This is a genomic window from Streptomyces sp. NPDC004721, from assembly GCF_053601495.1.
This window is the reverse complement of sequence record NZ_JBSGBZ010000003.1, coordinates 247,916-267,641: the sequence shown is the minus strand read 5'-3', so window position 1 is coordinate 267,641 and position 19,726 is coordinate 247,916. Positions and strand designations below refer to the sequence as shown.

At 71.3% G+C, this 19,726-nt stretch carries 20 protein-coding genes; 2 read left to right on the top strand and 18 right to left on the bottom strand.

Translation table 11 applies throughout. From position 1 onward, the window contains the following. The 16 genes from ACWEK3_RS04265 to ACWEK3_RS04190 all read right to left on the bottom strand — a co-directional run. On the bottom strand, positions 1–246 hold a 246-nt coding region (locus ACWEK3_RS04265), incomplete at its 3' end, for a flavodoxin-dependent (E)-4-hydroxy-3-methylbut-2-enyl-diphosphate synthase (RefSeq protein ID WP_453248883.1). 4 nt (positions 247–250) lie between these two features. Next, positions 251–1,273 (bottom strand): adenosyl-hopene transferase HpnH, encoded by a 1,023-nt coding sequence (gene hpnH, locus ACWEK3_RS04260; protein ID WP_390726211.1) that lies wholly within the window; start codon positions 1,271–1,273, stop codon positions 251–253. A 5-nt stretch (positions 1,274–1,278) separates the two neighbouring features. Beyond that, complete coding sequence (locus tag ACWEK3_RS04255; protein ID WP_450543868.1) at positions 1,279–1,920, bottom strand: phosphorylase family protein; 642 nt, start codon at positions 1,918–1,920, stop codon at positions 1,279–1,281. Continuing rightward, positions 1,920–3,959, bottom strand: a complete 2,040-nt coding sequence (gene shc / locus ACWEK3_RS04250) for a squalene--hopene cyclase (RefSeq protein WP_453248882.1) — start codon at positions 3,957–3,959, stop codon at positions 1,920–1,922. Before shc ends, ACWEK3_RS04255 begins: the two co-directional genes overlap by 1 nt. Before the next feature lie 119 nt (positions 3,960–4,078). After that, positions 4,079–5,143 (bottom strand): polyprenyl synthetase family protein, encoded by a 1,065-nt coding sequence (locus tag ACWEK3_RS04245; protein ID WP_384433624.1) that lies wholly within the window; start codon positions 5,141–5,143, stop codon positions 4,079–4,081. A gap of 71 nt (positions 5,144–5,214) precedes the next feature. Next, positions 5,215–6,645 carry a hydroxysqualene dehydroxylase HpnE gene (hpnE, locus tag ACWEK3_RS04240; protein ID WP_361410453.1) on the bottom strand — a complete coding sequence of 477 codons (1,431 nt, stop codon included), beginning with the start codon at positions 6,643–6,645 and terminating at the stop codon, positions 5,215–5,217. Further along, positions 6,642–6,776, bottom strand: a complete 135-nt coding sequence (locus ACWEK3_RS04235) for a DUF6380 family protein (protein ID WP_361410524.1) — start codon at positions 6,774–6,776, stop codon at positions 6,642–6,644. Before ACWEK3_RS04235 ends, hpnE begins: the two co-directional genes overlap by 4 nt. 5 nt (positions 6,777–6,781) lie before the next feature. Beyond that, positions 6,782–7,732 (bottom strand): presqualene diphosphate synthase HpnD, encoded by a 951-nt coding sequence (hpnD, locus tag ACWEK3_RS04230; protein WP_361410450.1) that lies wholly within the window; start codon positions 7,730–7,732, stop codon positions 6,782–6,784. Continuing rightward, positions 7,729–8,625, bottom strand: coding sequence for a squalene synthase HpnC (gene hpnC, locus ACWEK3_RS04225; RefSeq protein ID WP_453248881.1), 897 nt, complete (start codon positions 8,623–8,625; stop codon positions 7,729–7,731). Before hpnC ends, hpnD begins: the two co-directional genes overlap by 4 nt. Before the next feature lie 361 nt (positions 8,626–8,986). Further along, positions 8,987–9,766 (bottom strand): ABC transporter ATP-binding protein, encoded by a 780-nt coding sequence (locus ACWEK3_RS04220; protein WP_361410521.1) that lies wholly within the window; start codon positions 9,764–9,766, stop codon positions 8,987–8,989. Positions 9,767–9,779: 13 nt separating this feature from the next. Further along, positions 9,780–10,709: an ABC transporter permease gene (locus ACWEK3_RS04215; RefSeq protein WP_390874818.1), complete on the bottom strand. Its 930-nt coding sequence runs from the start codon at positions 10,707–10,709 to the stop codon at positions 9,780–9,782. A gap of 101 nt (positions 10,710–10,810) precedes the next feature. Continuing rightward, positions 10,811–11,665, bottom strand: a complete 855-nt coding sequence (locus ACWEK3_RS04210; protein WP_390726221.1) for a glycosyltransferase family 2 protein — start codon at positions 11,663–11,665, stop codon at positions 10,811–10,813. Between the two features lie 53 nt (positions 11,666–11,718). Then, complete coding sequence (locus ACWEK3_RS04205) at positions 11,719–12,498, bottom strand: CDP-alcohol phosphatidyltransferase family protein (protein WP_453248880.1); 780 nt, start codon at positions 12,496–12,498, stop codon at positions 11,719–11,721. Further along, a complete protein-coding gene (locus ACWEK3_RS04200; protein WP_450543880.1) occupies positions 12,476–13,540 on the bottom strand; it encodes an iron-containing alcohol dehydrogenase family protein in 1,065 nt (354 codons plus the stop codon). Before ACWEK3_RS04200 ends, ACWEK3_RS04205 begins: the two co-directional genes overlap by 23 nt. Further along, the gene (locus tag ACWEK3_RS04195; RefSeq protein ID WP_365425117.1) at positions 13,528–14,280 is read right to left on the bottom strand and encodes a phosphocholine cytidylyltransferase family protein; all 753 of its coding nucleotides are present in this window, start codon (positions 14,278–14,280) and stop codon (positions 13,528–13,530) included. Before ACWEK3_RS04195 ends, ACWEK3_RS04200 begins: the two co-directional genes overlap by 13 nt. Next, on the bottom strand, positions 14,277–16,085 hold the full coding sequence (locus ACWEK3_RS04190; RefSeq protein ID WP_450543883.1) for a DUF5941 domain-containing protein: 1,809 nt from the start codon (positions 16,083–16,085) through the stop codon (positions 14,277–14,279). Before ACWEK3_RS04190 ends, ACWEK3_RS04195 begins: the two co-directional genes overlap by 4 nt. 469 nt (positions 16,086–16,554) lie before the next feature. Between ACWEK3_RS04190 and ACWEK3_RS04185 the strand changes: the two genes are divergently transcribed. Together ACWEK3_RS04185 and idi are read left to right on the top strand one after the other, a co-directional pair. Next, positions 16,555–17,493: a cation diffusion facilitator family transporter gene (locus tag ACWEK3_RS04185; protein ID WP_450543885.1), complete on the top strand. Its 939-nt coding sequence runs from the start codon at positions 16,555–16,557 to the stop codon at positions 17,491–17,493. Positions 17,494–17,766: 273 nt separating this feature from the next. After that, positions 17,767–18,357 carry an isopentenyl-diphosphate Delta-isomerase gene (gene idi, locus ACWEK3_RS04180; RefSeq protein WP_361410428.1) on the top strand — a complete coding sequence of 197 codons (591 nt, stop codon included), beginning with the start codon at positions 17,767–17,769 and terminating at the stop codon, positions 18,355–18,357. A gap of 8 nt (positions 18,358–18,365) precedes the next feature. Here the strand turns inward: idi and ACWEK3_RS04175 are convergent, their stop codons facing one another. Further along, positions 18,366–18,887, bottom strand: a complete 522-nt coding sequence (locus ACWEK3_RS04175) for an ATP-binding protein (RefSeq protein ID WP_361410516.1) — start codon at positions 18,885–18,887, stop codon at positions 18,366–18,368. Positions 18,888–19,118: 231 nt separating this feature from the next. Next, positions 19,119–19,697, bottom strand: coding sequence for an HdeD family acid-resistance protein (locus ACWEK3_RS04170; protein ID WP_361410425.1), 579 nt, complete (start codon positions 19,695–19,697; stop codon positions 19,119–19,121). Positions 19,698–19,726 lie beyond the last annotated feature (29 nt).

The window sequence follows — 19,726 nt, the reverse complement described above, 5'->3', positions numbered from 1 at the left end:
CAGCGCGTCCGCGTCGTCCTGCGTCGGACACGCCACCCGCACGATCTGGCAGCCCGAAGCCGTCAGCTCCGCGATCTGCTGCAAGGTGGCGCCGACGTCCGACGTACGCGTCGTCGTCATCGACTGCACCGACACCGGGGCCCCGCCCCCGACCGCCACCGGCCCGACGTGGATCTGCCGCGACACGCGTCGCTCGGCGATCGGCCGGGCCGGTACCTCGGGGACGCCCAGAGGAATGGCGGCCATGGCGTCAGTCCCGGTTCCCTGAGACCGTCTCGCGCATGGCGCGCAGGGACTCCTTGAGCGATCCCATGGTGGCCAGCACGGCGGTGGGCTCGTAGCCGCAGTGCGCCATGCAGTTGGCGCACCGCGGGTCCTTGCCCCGGCCGTACTTGTCCCAGTCGGTGTCCTCGATGAGTTCCCGGTACGTCGGCACGTACCCGTCGCTCATCAGGTAGCAGGGGCGCTGCCAGCCGAACAGGGAGTAGTTCGGGATCGCCCACGCGGTGCACGGGAAGTCGACCTTGCCCTCGAGGAAGTCGAGGAACAGCGGCGAGTGGTTGAGCCGCCAGCGGCGGCGGTTGCCGCCCGCGAAGGCCTTCCTGAACAGCTCGCGGGTCTGCTCCACGCCCAGGAAGTGCTCCTGGTCGGGTGCCTTCTCGTAGGCGTAGGCGGGCGAGATCATCATCTCGTCGACCTTGAGGTCGTCGTTGAGGAAGTTGAGCACCTCGACGACGGTCTGCGGGGTGTCGGTGTTGAAGAAGGTGGAGTTGGTGGTCACCCGGAAGCCGCGCCGCTTGGCCTCCTTGATGGCCTCCACCGCCTCGTCGAACACGCCCTCCTTCGCCACCGACTCGTCGTGCCGCTCCCGCAGCCCGTCGATGTGCACCGCGAAGGCGAAGTAGGGGGACGGCTTGAACTTGTCCATCTTCTTGCGCATCAGCAGCGCGTTGGTGCACAGGAAGACGTACTTCCGCTTGGCCACCAGCTGCCGTACGATCTCGTCGATCTGCGGGTGCATCAGGGGCTCGCCGCCCGCGATGGACACCATCGGCGCACCCGACTCCAGTACCGCTCCCACCGCCTGGGCGACGGGCATGCGCTGCTTGAGCACTCCTGCCGGATGCTGGATCTTGCCGCAGCCCTCGCACTTGAGGTTGCAGGCGAAGAGCGGTTCAAGCTCGACGATCAGCGGGAACTTGTCCCGCCTGCGAAGCTTCTGTTCGGCCAAGTATGTGGCGACTTTGACGGACTGGCGCAGCGGCATGGCCATCTGGCTCACCTCCTGGGGAGCAGCACATTACGGTGCCATTCGAAAAAAGTCGGCAGGACGGAACGAAGAACGCGGAAGGCTGATATTCCACCGCGGACCGTACCGATACGGACGAGTTCATGTTCTGGAGCGTCCACGACCACCCGCACGGCCGCAACAGGGCGCACGCCCGTGCGCACGGCGCTCAGGAGCGTGGCCGCCGACTCCATGTCGACCGCGATCGCGCCGGTGGCGCACAGGTCGGACCGCTCGGGTCCGCGTACGACATGGTCGGAGCCGGTGAGCGGCCCGGTGTGCACGGTGCGCCCGGGCAGGGTGCGGGTGAGTTCCTTGACGAGCAGTTCGGTGCCGACGCAGGGGACGGTGCCGCGCGGGTCCCGGGTCTCCTCGGCGACGACGAGGTCGCCGGGGTGCATGCCCGGGGCGAGCCCCGCGCAGAAGCCCGTGGCGAGCACCGCGGCCCGGTCCAGCGGCGGGCCGGCGAGGACCCGGGTGACGGAGCGTTCCGCCGCCTTGGGTCCCATGCCCGTCCGCAGGACGGTGACCGGCCCGCCGGCTCCGCCGCGGTCACCGGCGCGCAGGGCGAGACGCTCGATGCCGAGCGCGCAGGCGATCAGCAGCGGAGCCGGTCCGGGCCGTGTGCTCATCAGCTCCCCTTGACCTCGGCGCCGCGCCGCTCGGCGAGGGGATCGGCGGTGGGGCGGCGCCCGGCGAAGGGCTCGCCGTGCACGTACCGGCCGAGCGCGGTGAGCGGGAAGACCTGCCGGTACAGGTGGTAGTTGATGGAGAAGTCCCACGGGAAGCCGGTGCCGGTGAAGTACGGCTCGTCCCAGGAGCCGTCCTCCCGCTGGGTGGCCGCGAGCCACTCGACGCCGCGCTCGACGGCCTTGGAGTCCTTCTCCCCCGCCGCGAGCAGGGCGAGCAGGGCCCAGGCGGTCTGCGAGGCCGTGGAGGCGCCCTTGCCGCTCCACTCCTTGACGTACCGGTAGGAGCGCAGATCCTCGCCCCAGCCGCCGTCGTCGTTCTGCACGCTCTCCAGCCAGGTCACCGCGCGGCGGACGGCCGGGTGGGAGCCGGGCAGGCCGGCGGCCGTCAGGGCGGGTACCACGGACCCGGTGCCGTAGAGGTAGTTGACGCCCCAGCGGCCGAACCACGAGCCGTCCGGCTCCTGTTCGGCCAGCAGCCACTCGATGCCGCGCCGGGTGCGGGGGTCGTGGGTCATGCCCTCGGCGGCGAGCATCTCCACGACGTGCGCGGTGACGTCCGCCGACGGCGGGTCGATCACCTCGCCGAAGTCGCAGAACGGCAGCCGGTTGGGGAAGGGGCTGGTGTTGTCGACGTCGAAGGCTCCCCAGGCGCCGTTCTTCGACTGCATCCCGAGGTTCCAGCGCACCCCGCGCCCGATGGCGTTGTCCATCCGCTCCGGGTCGTGGTGCCTGACCCGGCGCAGGGCGAGGACGACCTCGGCGGTGTCGTCGATGTCGGGGTAGTTGTCGTTGTGGAACTCGAACGCCCAGCCGCCCGGCGGCAGTCCGGGACGGCGTACCGACCAGTCGCCGGGCCGGACGATCTGCTCGCCCAGCATCCAGTCGGCGGCCTTGACCAACTGGGGGTGGTCGGCGGGCAGTCCGGCGTCGGCGAGCGCGATGGTGGCCAGGCAGGTGTCCCACACCGGCGACTGGCAGGCCTCGATCATGCGGGCGCCGTCCTCGCGCCGCACGGCGTAACGGTCCAGCGACTCGAGGCCGGCCCGCATCACCGGGTGCTCGAGGTCGTAGCCGAGCAGGTACAGGGCGATGACCGAGTACACGGCCGGCGGCTGGATGCCGCCCCAGCAGCCGTCGTTCTCCTGCCGCTCGATGATCCAGCGGGCGGCCGAGTTCAGGGCGGCCTCGCGCACTCTGCGCACGGCGACGGAACGGTAGCCGCGCACCACCATGTCGAGCCGCTGGAACAGGCCGTCCCAGGTTCTGGCCGGGGCGAGCGGTCGCGGCGGACGGGGACTGCCGGGGTCGGTGTGCAGCTCGTCGAGCGGGAACGGGGCCGGACGCACCGGGCGCTTGGCCGAGACGACGGTCAGGGGCACGATCGTCTGCCGCGCCCAGCACCCGAAGTTGTAGATGTTGAGCGGGAACCACTTGGGGAACCAGATGAGTTCGGGCGGCAGTTCGGGCAGGTCCTCCCACTTCCACCAGCCGAACAGGGCCAGCCAGATGCGGGTGAAGACGCGAGAGGCCGCGATGCCGCCCCGCGCGCGGATCCAGGCGGAGGCCCGGGCCATGTGGGGCTCGTCCGGCGCGTCGCCGGCCAGCCGGAGGGCGACGTAGGCCTCGATGGTGGTGGAGAGTTCGCCCGGGCCGCCGTAGAAGGTGGCCCAGGTGCCGTCCTCGCGTTGCTCGCCGCGGATGAACAACGCGGCGGCCCGGGTGGTGTCCTCGTCCAGGATGCCCAGGAACTGGCGCAGCAGCAGGTCCTCGGCGTCCATGGTGACGTTCGTCTCGAGGTCGCCCTTCCACCAGCCCTCGGCGTCCTGCTGGGCAAGCAGGAAGTCGGTGGCCCGCCTGACGGCGGCCGCGGCGGCTTCTTGTACCCCGGCCGCCTCGGGGGTGCTGAGTACGGTTTCACTGGCCGCGGCAGCGCGGGACGGCAGTGTCGCCCCGGTGCTTCCGTCGGTCGTCGCTGTCATGGCTTCCCCTTCGTGCAGTCGTCCAAGTCGTGCTGCTGTGGGTCCGCCGTCGGCCGGTGCCTGAAACCTCCTTGCTGCACCGGCCGGCGACTACGCGAGGCTGGTTCGACCGATAGTGATCATCTCTTTCGTACGACGACGAAGTCGGCGAGCGCCGTGAACGCGGCCCGTACCTGCTCGGGCATACCGACGGCGTCGAGGGCTTCGATGGCGATGGTGTGCTGACGGCGCGCCTCCTCGGCCGTCCACTCCCGGCCGCCCGCCTCCTCGATGAGGGCGGCGCGGGCCGCGAACTCCTCCTCGGAGAAGTTCGCGAAGTCGCTGCTCTTGGCGTCGGCGGCGAGGATCTCGCCGAGCCGCTCGGAGGCCGGGCCGCCCGCCGCGAGCGCGGCCACGACCGGCAGGGACTTCTTGCGCTGGCGCAGATCGCTCCAGGTCTGCTTGCCGGTGGCCTCCGGGTCGCCCCAGATGCCGAGGAGGTCGTCGACGGCCTGGAAGGCCAGACCGAGGTGGTACCCGTACTTCTCCAGCGTGTCGGCCGTGCGGTCGTCCGCGCCGCCGAGGACCGCGCCGACGGAGGAGGCGCAGGCGAGCAGGGCACCGGTCTTGTTGCCCTCCATCTCCAGGCACTCCGCGACGCTGACCCGGTCACGATGCTCGTAGGAGATGTCCTGCGCCTGACCGTCGATCAGGGCGCGGGTGGCGGTGGTCAGCCGGCGGGCGGCGCGGCCGGCCTCGGCCGTGCCCAGCTCCAGCAGCACCTCGTTGGCCAGGGCGAACAACGCGTCGCCGACCAGGATGGCCTGGGCGGGGCCGTGCACCTTCCAGACCGTGTCGCGGTGGCGGCGCTGTTCGTCGCCGTCCATCAGGTCGTCGTGCAGCAGGGAGAAGTTGTGGACGAGCTCCACGGCGACCGCGCCGGGCACACCGGCCTCGGGCGCGGCCCCGGTGACCTCGGCGGAGAGCACGGCCAGGGCGGGGCGCACGGCCTTGCCGCCGTCCCCGCGGGCCGGGTTGCCCAGGGCGTCGATCCAGCCGAAGTGGTAGGCGGCGACGGTGTCCATGGGGGGCGCCAGGCGGTCGACGGCCGCCCGCAGTACCGGCGTGGCCAGGGTCCGGCCGCGCTCCAAAAGCGCGGTCACGTCCACCGCGGTCCTCCGAGCGGCCGTCGAGGCCGGGGGCACAGTGGGCACAGTCTCTCCTCTTGTTGCGGTGCCGGAGGTGCGGGGGCCCGCCGCGGGCTGCTGATCGAACGTCATGCCGCCGCCTCCTCGATGGCGAAGAGACGGCTCGGGCGGGGCCGGCCCAGGGCGCTCAGCGCGGCCTCGGCCGCCTTCACACCGCTGCGGACCGCACTCTCCATGGTCGCGGGCCACCCTGTGGCGGTCCACGCTCCGGCCAGATACAGGCCGGGGGCCTTGGTGCGGGCGCCGGGCCGCAGCCGTCCGACGCCGGGGGCCGGGGCGAACGTCGCCGTGCGCTCCCGGGTCACGAAGAAGTCCTTCACCTCGGCACCGCGTGCACGGGGCAGCAGCCGCCTCAGTTCGGGCAGATAGCGCTCGCGCAGCACGGCGACCGGCGCGTCGATCTCGTCCTGTGCCACCGACTGGGACACCGCGAGGTACTGACCGTGCTTCAGGCCGGCCGCCTCGGTGCGGTCGAAGACCCACTGCACGGGTGTGCCGATGGCCGCGAAGAAGGGCGCGTTGAGCACCGTGCGGTCATAGACGACGTGGGCGTTGAGGATCGGCGCGGTGCCGATCCTGAGCAGCCGGTCCGGCGCGTCCAGGGCGCCGGCCGGCAGCAGTCCGTGCGCCTCGCGCTGCGGTACGGCGAGGACGACAGCGTCGGCGACCAGGCTCTCGCCGGGAAGCTGAACGTTCCAGCTCCCGTTTCCGTTGAGGGAGACGGAGGTGACGCGTGTCCGGACCTCGGTACGCACGCCCGCGGAGTCGAGCGCCCTGCGGGCCAGCCCGTCGTGCAGTTCGCCCAGCGGGACGCGGGCCCAGCCGATGTCGGCCGCGCCCGGGTCGGACAGCAGTCCGGTCTTGAACACCATCGCGGCGAGCCCCAGCGAGGAGTCGCGCGCGACCGCGTTGAGCGTGGCGACCCCGACCAGGTCCCACAGGGCCTCGACGGCACGCGCCGACTGGCCGTGCTCGGTCAGCCAGCTGCCGAAGTCCCGTGCGTCCAGGGCCGGATCGGTGAGGTCGAGTCCCTTGAGCGCGAGCGCGGCGCGGCCCACCCGGACCCGCTCGGCGAGCGAGAGGTGCGGGTAGGTGGCGAGGCTGCGCCCCAGGTGCAGGGGTACGGGCAGCGCGTCGCGCCGCAGTGTGCCGAGCCGCCGGCCCTCGGGTCTCGTGGCGTCGACGACGGGCACCTCCAGCCGGTCCTGCAGCGGGGCGAGCGCGGCGCCGCCGATCCGGTCGAGGAACCAGCGGTAGGCGGTGCAGCAACGCAGGTAGACGTGCTGTCCGTTGTCGATGGTGAGGTCGCCGCGCTGGAAGGAGAAGGCGAGCCCGCCCAGGCGGGGTCTGCCCTCCAGCAGCGTCACGCGCATTCCGGCGTCGGCGAGCGCGAGCGCGGCGGTGAGGCCGGCCAGGCCGCCGCCGACCACCACGGCATGCCGTCCGGCCGGTCCCGAGGCGTCCGTGAGCGGTCCGTCCCGCCGTGTGCCGTCGGTCATCGTGCGCCCTCCCCTGTGCGTCCGCCGCGGTGAGCGGGTGCCTCGCGGGCGACCGTTGCCGTCAGGGACGCCGCCCGGCATCGGAGGGTTGCCCGCCGTTTCTCGCCGGTGGCCTCATCGTGCGGTGACATCACCATCAGGCACGCCTCCTGACGGTCTGCCGGGACACGTACCGGGCGTCGAGGCCGGACAGGCCGCGCACGGCGACGTACGCCTTCTCGTGTCCGGGCAGCGAGACCCGGCCGCGCAGCACGGCCTCCGGGTCGCGCTCGATGCGGTCGAGCAGCCGGCGGTAGATGCCGGCCATGGCGGCGACGCACGCGCCGCTGCGCCGGTCCAGCAGAGGCAGCAGCCGGTAGCCCTCGGCGAACAGGGCACGGGCCCGCCGCACCTCGAAGTGCACCAGGCCCGCGAAGTCGGAGCCCTCCGGCGGCGTCGGCCCGTGGAACCCGGCCGAGCAGCCGAACTTGGCGAGGTCGTCGGCGGGCAGGTAGGTGCGGCCGCCCTCGGCGTCCTCGCGGACGTCTCTGAGGATGTTGGTCAGCTGCAACGCGAGCCCGAGCGTGTCGGCGTACTCGGGAGCGCGTTCGGCGCCGCGCGCCCCCGGCTCGGTACCGAACACGCCGAGGGAGAGCCGTCCGATGGCCCCGGCCACGCAGCGGCAGTAGGCCTTCAGGTCCTCCCAGGTCTCGTACGTCTCGCCGCGGACGTCCATCAGGACGCCGTCGATGAGTTCGTCCAGGCCGCCGAGCGGGATCGGGAAGATCCGGGCGGCGTGGCTGAGGGCGACGGCCACGGGGTCGGTGTCGTCGTCCTCGACCGCGCCGTCGCGGACCCGGCCGAGCAGCGCCCGGGTGTCCTCCAGACGGGTGATCTTCACATCGTGGGCCAGCGTTCCGTCGCCGATGTCGTCGACGCGCCGGGAGAGCGCGTACAGCGCCGACATCGCCCGCCGCTTGGCCGTCGGCAGCAGTCTGATGCCGTAGGCGAAGTTGCGGGCCTGCTGTCCGGTGACGGCCTCGCAGTAGCTGTAGGCGGCGAGTACCGGCGCGGACACGTGCTGTTCCGACTCCACGGCCCGGATCACCCCTCTCCTCGCAGAGTCAGGCCCACCTCGCGCAGCAACCGGGTCTTGCCGGGCTTGGGCGGGCCGGGAAGTACGTCGTATTCGGCGGCGGCGATCGCGTGGACCGCCGCCCTTCCCCCCGCCACGAACCCCGCGAGCAGCAGCTTCAACCTGCCGTGGACGCTACCCACCAGGGGGGCGCCTTCATTCAGCAGACCGCGGGCGCGTTCCGCTTCGTACGCGACGAGTGCGCGCACCGATGCGCCTGCGGTGGGCGCGGCGAGATCAGACTCCTGCACGTGGAAACGTTTCATGTCGGCGGCGGGCAGATAGATGCGGTCGCGTCCGAGGTCCTCCCTGACGTCCTGGAGGTGCTCGACGATCTGCAGGGCGGTGCAGACGGCGTCGGAACGGCGGATCCGCTCGGGGGTCGAGGTACCGGTGACGGCGAGGACGAGGCGGCCGACGGGGTTGGCGGACAGTTCGCAGTAGGCGAGGAGGTCGTCGTAGGTCTCGTACCGCGTGACGAGCTGGTCCTGGCGATTGGCGGCGATCAGGCCGAGGAACGGCTCGGGGCTCAGTGATCTGCGGCGGACGGTGGGCTGAAGCCGGCGCAGCAGGGGATGGCGCGGGGTGCCGTCGAAGACCCGGCGCAGATCGGCCTCGAAGGCGTCGAGGAGGACCAGTCGGTCCTCGGCCTCGCCGGGCGACACGCCCAGCAGCCGGGCGTCCGCGCCGCCGGGGGCCAGGTCGCCGTCGCCGATGTCGTCGACGAGGCGGGCGAAGCCGTAGACGGCCATCAGGTCGACGCGCCAGGCTCTGGGCAGGAAGAACGGCGCCACGGGGAAGTTCTCACCCGCGGCCTTGTCGAGGGTGGCGCGCTCGGGGTCGCGCGCCGTCGGCGTTCGCGTCATCGTCCACTGTCCGGCACGGGGACGGCACCTGCTGCGTTGAGCTGGGGAGTTTCCGTAGCCATTGCCGTCACATCTCCCGTTCTACACTGCCGACCCAAGACACACTATTTCGGACACGCCGCCCGGCCGTCCGCGGGGCGGCGTCGGCGGAGGGTGTCGCGCATTATCTCCCCACTTGCCGCTTTCCGGGACCGGTACAGCTTACGTTGTACAACGCAGCGTGCCGCGCGGGGGGTGTCCCGCACATCACAACAACACACCGATTGGTGTCAAGATTCCTCAAGACGGCGCGAGTTGACACATCCTTTGCGGACGAGGGGCCCCACCGGACGCGTTCCGGCGGGGCCCTGGCGCCTGCGGGCTACTTGCCCGTGAACTTCTCGTACTCCTTGAGCACCGCTTCGGTGGGGCCGTCCATGCGCAGTTCGCCGCGCTCCAGCCACAGCACCCGGTCGCAGGTGTCGCGGATCGACTTGTTGTTGTGGCTGACCAGGAACACCGTGCCGGCCTCCTTGCGCAGCTCCCGGATGCGCGCTTCGGAGCGCGTCTGGAACTTGCGGTCGCCGGTGGCCAGCGCCTCGTCGATCATGAGGACGTCGTGGTCCTTGGCGGCGGCGATGGAGAAGCGCAGCCGGGCCGCCATGCCGGAGGAGTACGTGCGCATCGGCAGGGTGATGAAGTCGCCCTTCTCGTTGATGCCGGAGAAGTCGACGATCCCCTCGTAGCGCTCCTTGATCTGCTCGCGCGACATGCCCATGGCCAGTCCGCCCAGGATGACGTTGCGCTCGCCGGTGAGGTCGTTCATCAGCGCCGCGTTCACGCCGAGCAGCGAGGGCTGGCCGTCGGTGTAGACCCGGCCCCTCTCAGCGGGCAGCAGGCCGGCGATGGCGCGCAGCAGCGTGGACTTGCCGGAGCCGTTGGAGCCGATCAGGCCGATCGCCTCGCCGCGGTAGGCGACGAAGGAGACGCCCTTGACGGCGTGCACCTTGCGCACGCCCCGCGCCGTGTCGTCGGAGCCCCGCTTGAGGATGCGGCTGAGCGCGGCGGTGGCGCTGCCCTTGCCGGACTTGGCGCCGTTGACGCGGTAGACGATGTGCAGCTCGTCCGCGATCACGGTGGGCACCCGCCCGGCGTCGCGCATGTGGTGGTCCTGGTCAGCCACGGCCGTACCTCTCCTCCGCCTTCCAGAAGTACACGAAGCCACCGACGAAGACGAGCACGGCCCAGCCGAGGGCGCCGGCCCAGACGTGCGGCGGCAGGTGCGAGGAGCCGTAGCCGTCGATCAGCGCGAAGCGGATCAGGTCCATGTAGATGGCGGCGGGGTTGACCTGCATCAGCCGGATGACCCAGTCCGGCTTCCCTGCGAGCATGCCGCTGAGGGAGAACATCACGCCCGACGCGTACATCCAGGTCCGCGTGACGAACGGCATGAGCTGGGCGAGGTCGGGGGTCTTGGAGCCCAGCCGGGCCATGATCAGCGCCAGCCCGGTGTTGAACAGGAACTGCAGCGCCAGCGCCGGCACGATCAGCAGCCAGGACAGGCGCGGGTAGCTGCCGAAGGCGATGACCACGAGGAACAGCACGATCATCGAGTACAGCAACTGCTGGAGCTGCTGGAGCGCGAACGAGATCGGCAGCGAGGCGCGCGGGAAGTGCAGCGCGCGCACCAGACCCAGGTTGCCGGAGATGGCGCGGACACCGGCCATGACCGAGGTCTGGGTGAAGGTGAACACGAACACCCCGGTCACCAGGAACGGGATGTACGTCGCCTGGTCGAGTCCCCGGGTGGCCTTGATGATGATGCCGAAGATGAAGTAGTACACCGCGGCGTTCAGCAGCGGTGTCGCCACCTGCCAGAGCTGGCCGAGCTTGGCCTGGCTGTACTGGGCGGTCAGCTTCGCCTGGGAGAAGGCCAGGATGAAGTGGCGCCGCCCCCACAGCTGCCGGATGTACGCCCCGAGCGGGGGCCGGGCGCCGCTGACGGACAGCCCGTACTTGTCGGCAAGCTGGACCGGGGTAAGACCCTCGTCGGGCGACGGAGCCGCGCCGAGGGCGACGCCGCCGTCATGCGTTGTCTCACTCACAAGTGGAAACTTTCGTCTTCGAGATGCGCTGCCAGTGCGGATGTACGGCCGTGGCTCGAGCACCGGCTGGGTGGTGCCGCGTACTCGGGGGAACGATCTTGTCAGATGACCGGCGGCCGGCCCAGTCGGGTGAGTCGCCACACCGTACGCCACTTCATGGGCCGGCGCGGGCCGCAGGGTGTGGTCCAGCCCTCCCGGAAGCCGCCGAACCAGGCCCTCAGGGCCGGACGCGAAGGGCGGCGGGCGAGGGTGAGCAGCAGCCACACCCCAAGGTAGACCGGGACGAGGAGCACCGGGAGGTTGCGGCGGGCCAGCCAGACCCGGTTGCGGGCGACCATGCGGTGGTAGACCGCGTGCCGCGAAGGCGCGGTCGTCGGGTGGTACAGCACCATGTCGGACCGGTAGTCGATCATCCAGCCCGCGTCGAGGGCCCGCCATGCCAGGTCGGTTTCCTCGTGCGCGTAGAAGAATTCGTCCGGCAGGCCGCCGACTTCCGCGAAGACCTTGGTGCGGACGGCGTTCGCGCCGCCCAGGAAGGTGGTGACCCGGGAGGAGCGCATCGGGTCGGCGGCGCGCAGCCGCGGCACGTGGCGGCGCTGGGTGACGCCGGTGTCCGGGTCGGCGATGCGGAAGCTGACGATGCCGAGCCGGTCGTCGGCGGCGAAGGCCTGGCGGCACAACTCGGCGGTGTCGTTCCGGGCGAGCAGGCCGTCGTCGTCGAGGAAGAGCAGGATGTCGACGTCGCCGCCGGCCGGGCCGAAGGCCTCGATGCCGACGTTGCGGCCGCCGGGGATGCCGAGGTTCTCCGGCAGCTCGACGGTCCGTACAACCGACGAGAACTCTGCGACGTCCGGGACGGGCGAGCCGTTGCCGACGACCACCACCTCGACTCGGTCGCCGTCCTGCTTGGCGACCGAGTCGAGCAGGGCCCGCAGCTCCTCGGGCCGGTTGCCCATGGTGATGATGACGGCGCCGACCTTGAGCGGTGCGTTCGCAGAGGTCACGCCGCTCACCTCAGCCTGCTGGAGACGAGGATGGACACCAGGTGCAGCAGGGTCTGGAGCAGCGCGATGCCGGCGAGCACGGCCGTGCCGAGCCGGGTGAAGAACAGGTCGCCCCTGATCGTGTCGGCGATCGCGAGGACCAGGATCAGCAGGGACGCCTCGATACCGAGGATCAGCCGGTGGAACTTGAGCGCCGCGGCGGCCCGGCGGGCCAGCGCCATGCCCGACGAGCGCGGTTCGGCCGCGCTCTCCTGGACCGGCGGCAGCCCGCCCTGGTGGCGGGCCACGCCGACGAGGTCGGTCTCGGCCTTGATCAGGATCGCGCCGAGAGCGGCCAGGGTCCCGAGGAAGGCCCACAGCCAGTCGATGCGCCCGGGACCCCACAGGTCGGCGGCGCGCAGCCCGAGCCCGACCAGGACGGCGGCGTCGGTGAGATAGGCCCCGACCCGGTCCAGGTAGACCCCGCCCAGCGAGAACTGCTGCTTCCAGCGGGCGATCTCGCCGTCGACGCAGTCCAGCAGCAGGTAGAGCTGGACCATCAGCACGCCGAGCACGGCGCCCGCGATCCCCGGCACCAGCAGGGCCGGGGCCGCGAGGACGCCGAAGACGGTCATCAGGTACGTGAGCTGGTTGGGCGTGACCCTGGTGCCCACCAGGTAGCGGTCCACCCGCAGGGACACCTCGCGCATGTAGAGGCGTCCCGCCCAGTGCTCTCCGCTGCGCCGGTCCTTCACCCCTGACGGATGGACGACCGGTCTCAGTTCAGCTACCGATGGCCTTGACATAGTCGGCGTAGATGTCCTTGATCTGGTCGGTCTTGAGGTCGAGGTGTTCGAGGATCGTGTAGCGGCCGGGCCGGGTCTCCGGGGCGAACTCGACGACCCGGACGAACTCGTCCACCGTGAAGCCGATGTCCTTGGGCAGCACCGGCAGCCCGTGCCGGCGCAGCACCTCGGCCATCTGTCCGGCCGTCTCCACGTCGCCCCGCAGATACGTGGCGAACGCGCCGCCGAGGCCGCACTGCTCGCCGTGGAGCGCGTTGCGCTTGGGGAACCGGAGGTCGAACGCGTGGCTGATCTCGTGGCAGGCACCCGACGCCGGACGGCTGTCCCCGGCCACCGACATGGAGATGCCGCACAGGACCAGGGACTCGGAGAGCGTCGTCAGGAACGGGTCGTCGCCGATGCCGCCGGGGTGCCGCAGCACGGCCTCGGCCGCCTGTCGGGCCATCGCGGCGGCGAGGCCGTCGATCTTCTCCCCGGTCTCGCGGTGCGACAGTTCCCAGTCGGCCACGGCGGAGATCTTGCAGATCACGTCGCCGATGCCGGCACTCACGAAGCGCACCGGTGCCTCGCGAATCACATCGAGGTCGATGACGATGCCGATCGGGTTGGGCACGCCGTACGAGCCCCGGCCCGCGTCGTTGTCCAGCGTGGCGACCGGCGAGCACAGCCCGTCGTTGGCCAGGTTGGTGGCCACCGCGACCAGCGGCAGGCCCACGCGGGCCGCCGCGTACTTGGCGCAGTCGATGACCTTGCCGCCGCCGAGGCCGACCACCGCGTCGTAGCGGCCGGCCTTCTTGATGGAGTCGGCGAGCCTGACCGCACCGTCGATGGTCCCGTCGGCGTCCTCGAACCAGTCGGCGCCCGGGAAGGCCGAATCGAACCGCTCGCGCAGTACCCGGCCGGAGCCGTTGCTGATGGCGAAGGCCAGTCGTCCCGACGGCGAGATCCGCTCGTCGGAGAGGATCACGGCCAGGTCGTCGAGCGCGCCCCGGCGGATGTCGACAGCGACCGGCGACGGAATGAGCCGGGTCAGTACAGGCACGCGATTCCACGTCCCTTGGCGAGGTCGTCGTGGTTGTCGATCTCGACCCACTTGACGTCGCCGATCGGTGCCACGTCGATCGTGAAGCCGCGGTTGACGAGCTCCTGGTAGCCGTCCTCGTAGTACAGCTGCGGGTCCCGCTCGAAGGTGACCTTCAGCGCGTCGGCCAGCTCGGGGGCCGCGTCGCCCTCGATGAGGGTGACGCCGATGTACTCGCCGGTGGCCTCGGCCGGGTCCATGAGCTTGGTGATCCGCCGCACACCGCGGTCGGCGTCGGCGACGACCTTCATCTCCTCGTCGGCCAGCGACTTCACCGTGTCCAGGGCGAGGATGATCTTCTTGCCGTCGCCGCGGGCGGCGAGCAGGGTCTTCTCGACGGAGACCGGGTGGACGGTGTCGCCGTTGGCGAGGATCACGCCGTCCTTGAGGGCGTCACGGCCGCACCACAGGGAGTAGGCGTTGTTCCACTCCTCGGCCTTGTCGTTGTCGATCAGAGTGAGCTTCAGGCCGTACTTCCGCTCCAGGGCCGCCTTGCGCTCGTACACGGCCTCCTTGCGGTAGCCGACGATGATCGCGGCCTCCGTCAGGCCGACCTCGGCGAAGTTGCCGAGGGTGAGGTCCAGGACCGTGGGGCCGTCCTCCGCGCCGTCGGGCCCCACCGGCACCAGCGCCTTGGGCAGGGTGTCGGTGTAGGGGCGCAGGCGCCGTCCGGCGCCGGCCGCCAGCACGAGGCCGATCATGCGGGTTCTCCTTCGTCGTGTACTGCGGGCGCGCCCCTCAGATGAGAGGCCACCCAGAAACGGATGCTCTCGGTGAGCACCAGCAGGGCGACGACCACGGCGAGGACCGTGAGCGCGACCTGGAATTGCGAGGCGGTGAGCACCGCGGCCAGCACGGTGACGAGCAGCGTGCGCCCCTCCTGCCCGCCGAGGGCGCGCACCAGCCAGACCGGCGGCGCTCCGGCGTTGCCGCGGATGCGGTACACCGTGTCGTAGTGATGGTAGGCGACGGCCGCCACCAGGCCGAAAGCCGCAGGAAGGGCTCCGTTCACCTCCGCTCTGGCCGCCAGCACCAGCACGGTGACGTATTCGGCGGCGCGGAACAGCGGGGGGACGAGCCAGTCGAGGGGGCCCTTGAGGGGCTGGGAGAGGGCCAGGCCCGCGAAGACGACGTAGAAGGCGGCGCCCACGAAGGGCAGGCCGGAGTACAGGCCGGCGGCGAGGATCACCACGCCGGCCAGGGCACGCAGCAGCGGGGAGCTGAGGTACCAGCGGGTATTGGGATCGCGCAGCCTGGCGACGAGGTCGGCGATCGGTCCGTTGTCCGCGAGGTCCGCCAGCGCCTGCGCCGCCCGGTCGGTGCGCCGCGCCTTGCGCGTCACGGACCGCAGGACGCGGCCCGCCGTGGTGTACGTCGCCGCGAGGGCGCAGCCGGCGAGCAGGACGTAGAACGTGATCCTGGGGGTCGTGACCGCCGTCAGGACCGCGATCATCGCCCAGCGCTCGCCGATGGGCAGAACGATCATCCGGCGTACCCAGACCGTCCAGCCGACGCTGTCCAGCTTGTCGGAGAGCGCGGCGGTGGGGCTGGTGTTGGCGGTGGCGTCCGTGTCTCCGGCGTTCGCCTCGTTGAAGGAGAAGTCGACCACATGCCGGCAGGTCTGAAGGATCATGGCGCCCAGGGCCAGGGCCCAGACGTCGTCGCCGCCGCGGGCGGCGCCCAGCGCGAGGCCGGCGTAGTAGGCGTACTCCTTGGCCCGGTCGAAGGTGGCGTCCAGCCAGGCGCCGAGGGTGGAGTACTGAAGCGAGTAGCGGGCCAGCTGGCCGTCGGCGCAGTCCAGTACGAACGAGGCGATGAGCAGCACGCCGGCGGCGACGAAGCCGCCGCGGGTGCCGGTGGCGGCGCAGCTCGCGGCTATGAGCGCGGTGAGCAGGGAGACCGTGGTGACCTGGTTGGGGGTCAGCCCTCGGCGGGCGCACCAGCGGGCGACGTAGCGCGAGTACGGGCTGATGCAGAAGGTGGTGAAGAAGCCGTCGCGGGCTTTGACGGCCGACTTCAGGCGGACGGCCTCGTCGTCGACGGCGGCCACGGCCTGGCGTGCCTCGTTGCGGGTCTGGGGGTCCTCGGGTACGGCGGCGACGAGGGTGCCGAGCACGGGGCGGTGCACCTCGGAGCCGTCGGCGTCCAGGGCTTCGGAGATCCGGTCGGCGAGGCCGGCCACGGCGACCGCGGTGCTGCCGCCGGCGGAGTTCTCGCGGGCCATCGCGCGGGTCAGCGCCTGGCGGCCGGCCGGGCGGGCGGCCATCGCGCCGGGCACGGCGGCGAGCGGGAAACGGGGGTCGGTCAGGCCCAGTCGCAGCGCGTGCAGATGCCCGACGAACCGGGCATCGACGATGGCGACCCGCTGGTCACCGGGCACCTGGGCGAGCAGCGTCTCGGCGTCGGTGCCGTCGGAGGCGACCCGCACGTCGAATCCGAGGGACCGCAGATCGCCCTCGATCGACGATCCGGGGACCGGCTGACCGGTCAGGATGGCGGTCGACAACGAACTCACTCCCTGAGGGGCCGACGCGCCCGCGCCGGTCATGTGCATATAGAGGCCCCGCCTGCCTGTGGCACCCGGGCGGCATGTCGGCAGAGGCTATCGGATGGCGGGAAGCCCACGTTCACCGCCCGTTCACCGGCCTGATCGACGTGGTCTGCCGCAGCCTTCGCCGCGATCATCATGGGTGATCCGGCCGCCGGGTCACAAACTCCGCACCAGATCGGGCATTCGTCACATCCGGCCCCGGCATGGGCTGGACGGCCATGACATGACTGATCACCGAAGGGTCGCCTCGGTGTGCGGGGCCGGCTGCCGCACCCCGGTGCCCGAGTCGTCCGCGCGCCCTGACCTGCGGTTCGTTTGCGCAGGTCAGAGCACATGACAACGGTGTTCAGTGCCGCGTTGCCCCATACCCCCCACCCGTAGTTCACTGTGATCCCGGAGGCAATACGGAAAGGGCGGTCATCCCATGGGGGCCGGTCACGACCACGGGCACGCGCACGGCGCAGGAGCAGGCGGCACGGCGGGCGCCGCGCACCGCGGCACACTGCGCATCGCACTGTCGATCACGCTCACCGTGATGGTGGTGGAGATCGTCGGCGGCCTGCTCGCGGACTCGCTGGCGCTGGTCGCGGACGCCGCCCACATGGCCACCGACGCCCTCGGCCTCGGTATGGCGCTGCTGGCCATCCACTTCGCCAACCGGCCGCCGAGCGGGAACCGCACCTTCGGCTACGCCCGCGCGGAGATCCTCGCCGCGCTCGCCAACTGCCTGCTGCTGCTCGGCGTCGGCAGCTATGTGCTCTACGAGGCGGTCCAGCGGTTCCTCACCCCGGCGCCCACCAACGGCGGGCTGATGATCGTGTTCGGCGCGATCGGCCTGGTGGCGAACTCGATCTCCCTCATGCTGCTGATGCGCGGCCAGAAGGAGAGCCTGAACGTGCGCGGTGCCTTCCTGGAGGTGGCCGCGGACGCGCTCGGCTCGGTGGCCGTCATGATCTCGGCGGCGGTGATCCTGCTCACCGGCTGGCAGGCCGCCGACCCCGTCGCCTCCCTCCTCATCGGCCTGCTGATCGTGCCGCGCACCTTCCGGCTGCTGCGCGAGACGCTCGACGTGCTGTTGGAGGCGGCCCCGAAGAACGTCGACATGAACGAGGTGCGGGAGCACATTCTGGAGCTGGACGGCGTGGAGGACGTGCACGACCTGCACGCCTGGACGATCACCTCGGGTCTGCCGGTGCTCTCCGCGCACGTGGTCGTCGGGTCCGACGCGCTCAGCGCCATCGGCCACGAGAAGCTGCTGCACGAGCTCCAGGGCTGCCTCGGGGACCACTTCGACGTGGAGCACTGCACCTTCCAGCTGGAGCCGAGCGGGCACGCGGAGCACGAGGCCCGGCTGTGCCACTGACGGGACACTCCCCGCCGTCCTGACCGAAGGGGGCGCCCGGCGCGCACGGCGCCCGTGCCGGTACACGGAGGCGCGGTGTGCGCCCGTGTCCTCTCCGCGGGGGCGCCCGGACGGTTCCGGGCGTGCCCGTCCGGGCACGATCACCTACGGTGCCCGGCCCGTGACAGTCGAGGACCACGGTGCCGCGCGGGACATGCGGAGTGCCGGGAAGTGCCGGGAGTGCCGGTTTCGTACGGCAGACTTGGGACTCGAGGACCGAAGTGAAGGATGGGTATGCCGACCACACCTGCCACCGCGAAGCACAGCTCGTCGAACGGCGCCGCGGACGCGATCTTGCTGGAACTGGTCGACGAGGACGGCGTGACGATCGGCACCGCGGAGAAGCTGTCCGCCCACCAGCCACCGGGACGGCTGCACCGCGCCTTCTCCGTATTCCTGTTCGACAACCGCGGCCGGCTGCTGCTCCAGCAGCGGGCGCTGGGCAAGTACCACTCCCCCGGCGTGTGGTCCAACAGCTGCTGCGGCCACCCCTACCCCGGTGAGTCGCCCATGGCGGCGGCGGCCCGGCGCACGTACGAGGAGCTGGGGATCTCCCCGTCGCTGCTCGCCGAGGCGGGCACGGTCCGCTACCACCACCCGGACCCGGACTCGGGCCTGGTGGAGCAGGAGTACAACCACCTCTTCGTCGGCCTGGTGCAGTCCCCGCTGCGGCCGGACCCGGAGGAGGTCGGCGCCACGGCGTTCGTGACGCCCGCCGAGCTGGCGGAGCGGCACGCGCGGGACACCTTCTCCGTCTGGTTCCCGACCGTGCTGGACGCGGCCCGTCCCGCGATCAGGGAACTGACGGGTCCCGCCGGCTGGTAAGCCGGACCTCAGGGGTGCTGTTCCAGCTGGTGCGCCGGTTTGAGCGGCAGGGCGGCCCAGATCACCTTGCCGCCGCTCGCGGTGTGCTCGACGTCGCAGACCCCGCCGGCCTCCCGCGCGATCTCACGGACCAGGAGCAGCCCGCGCCCGCCGGTCCGCCCGTGGTCGGTCTCCAGGGCGGTCGGGCGGTAGGGGTGGTTGTCCTCCACGGACACCCGCACCCACTCGGCGCCGACCGCGACCTCCACGGCGAGCATCGGCGACAGCAGCGCCGCGTGCCGTACGGCGTTCGTGACCAGCTCGGACACGATCAGCAGCAGGCCGTGGACCAGGTCGTCCGAGACCGGGACGCCCTGGCGCAGCAGCAGGTCCCGGACCGCGTGCCGGGCCTGCGGGACCGAGGCGTCGGCGGCGGGCGCGGTGAACCGCCAGACCCCCTCGTACGGCAGCGGATCCGGCGGTACGTCGTGGAGAGGTGCCCCCGCGCCGCCCTCCGGGCGTGAGCCGTACCCGCGCCCGTGGTTGTCCATCGTCCGGTCGCCACCCTCGCGCTCGATTGTCACCACACGTCGAGTGTTGGTAACGCACCGCTCTCAGCCCAAGGACTGAACACAAGTCAGCGTGTTTCAAGCGCCTTGTGACCGTTGGCGTACGAATCCGTCACGGCAGGGACCGTTCCTGTCCCGTCCGCGCCGACATCGCGAACTTTTCGGGTTGTACGGTCCATGTCTCCCGCGCCCGGCGCGGCCGGGACGGCACAGTCAGGCCGTCCGGTCGGAGACCATGCCGACGATGCGGCGGCCGCCGAAGCCGGTCGCGATCAGGCCGAGGCCGTCGAAGAGGAGGGCGAGGGAGAGGAACGCGCCGATGACGTACTGGCTGCTGCTCGGCCAGGAGGCCAGCACCATGATGCCCAGCAGCAGGTAGAAGGCGCCCAGCAGCAACGTCCAGCCGAACTGGGGGCCGCGCACCACGACGCTGCCGACCACCCGGAACAGGCCGCCGGTCAGGAACAGCAGGGCCGCGAACATGGTGAGCGCGGCGGCGGTCGCGTGCGGATGTCCGATGACCACCACGCCCGCCGCGATGTTCAGGGCGGCCACGATGACGCCGAGCCAGAAGAAGTTCGAGCCGCGCGCCTGGACCGCGTGCAGCAGCCCGACAAGACCGCCGATCAGCAGCAGCCAGCCGAACAGGAGCATGGAGGTCAGCGTGACGGCGGCCGTGTAGACGAGCCCGACGAGTCCGGCGACCACCAGGAGCACCCCCAGTCCGGCGAGCCAGCCGAAACCGCGGCGCATCCTCGCCGTCTCGCTGCGGGGCTTGGTGAACCTGGCCATCGGCGCCTCCTCAAAGCCGCACGATCCCC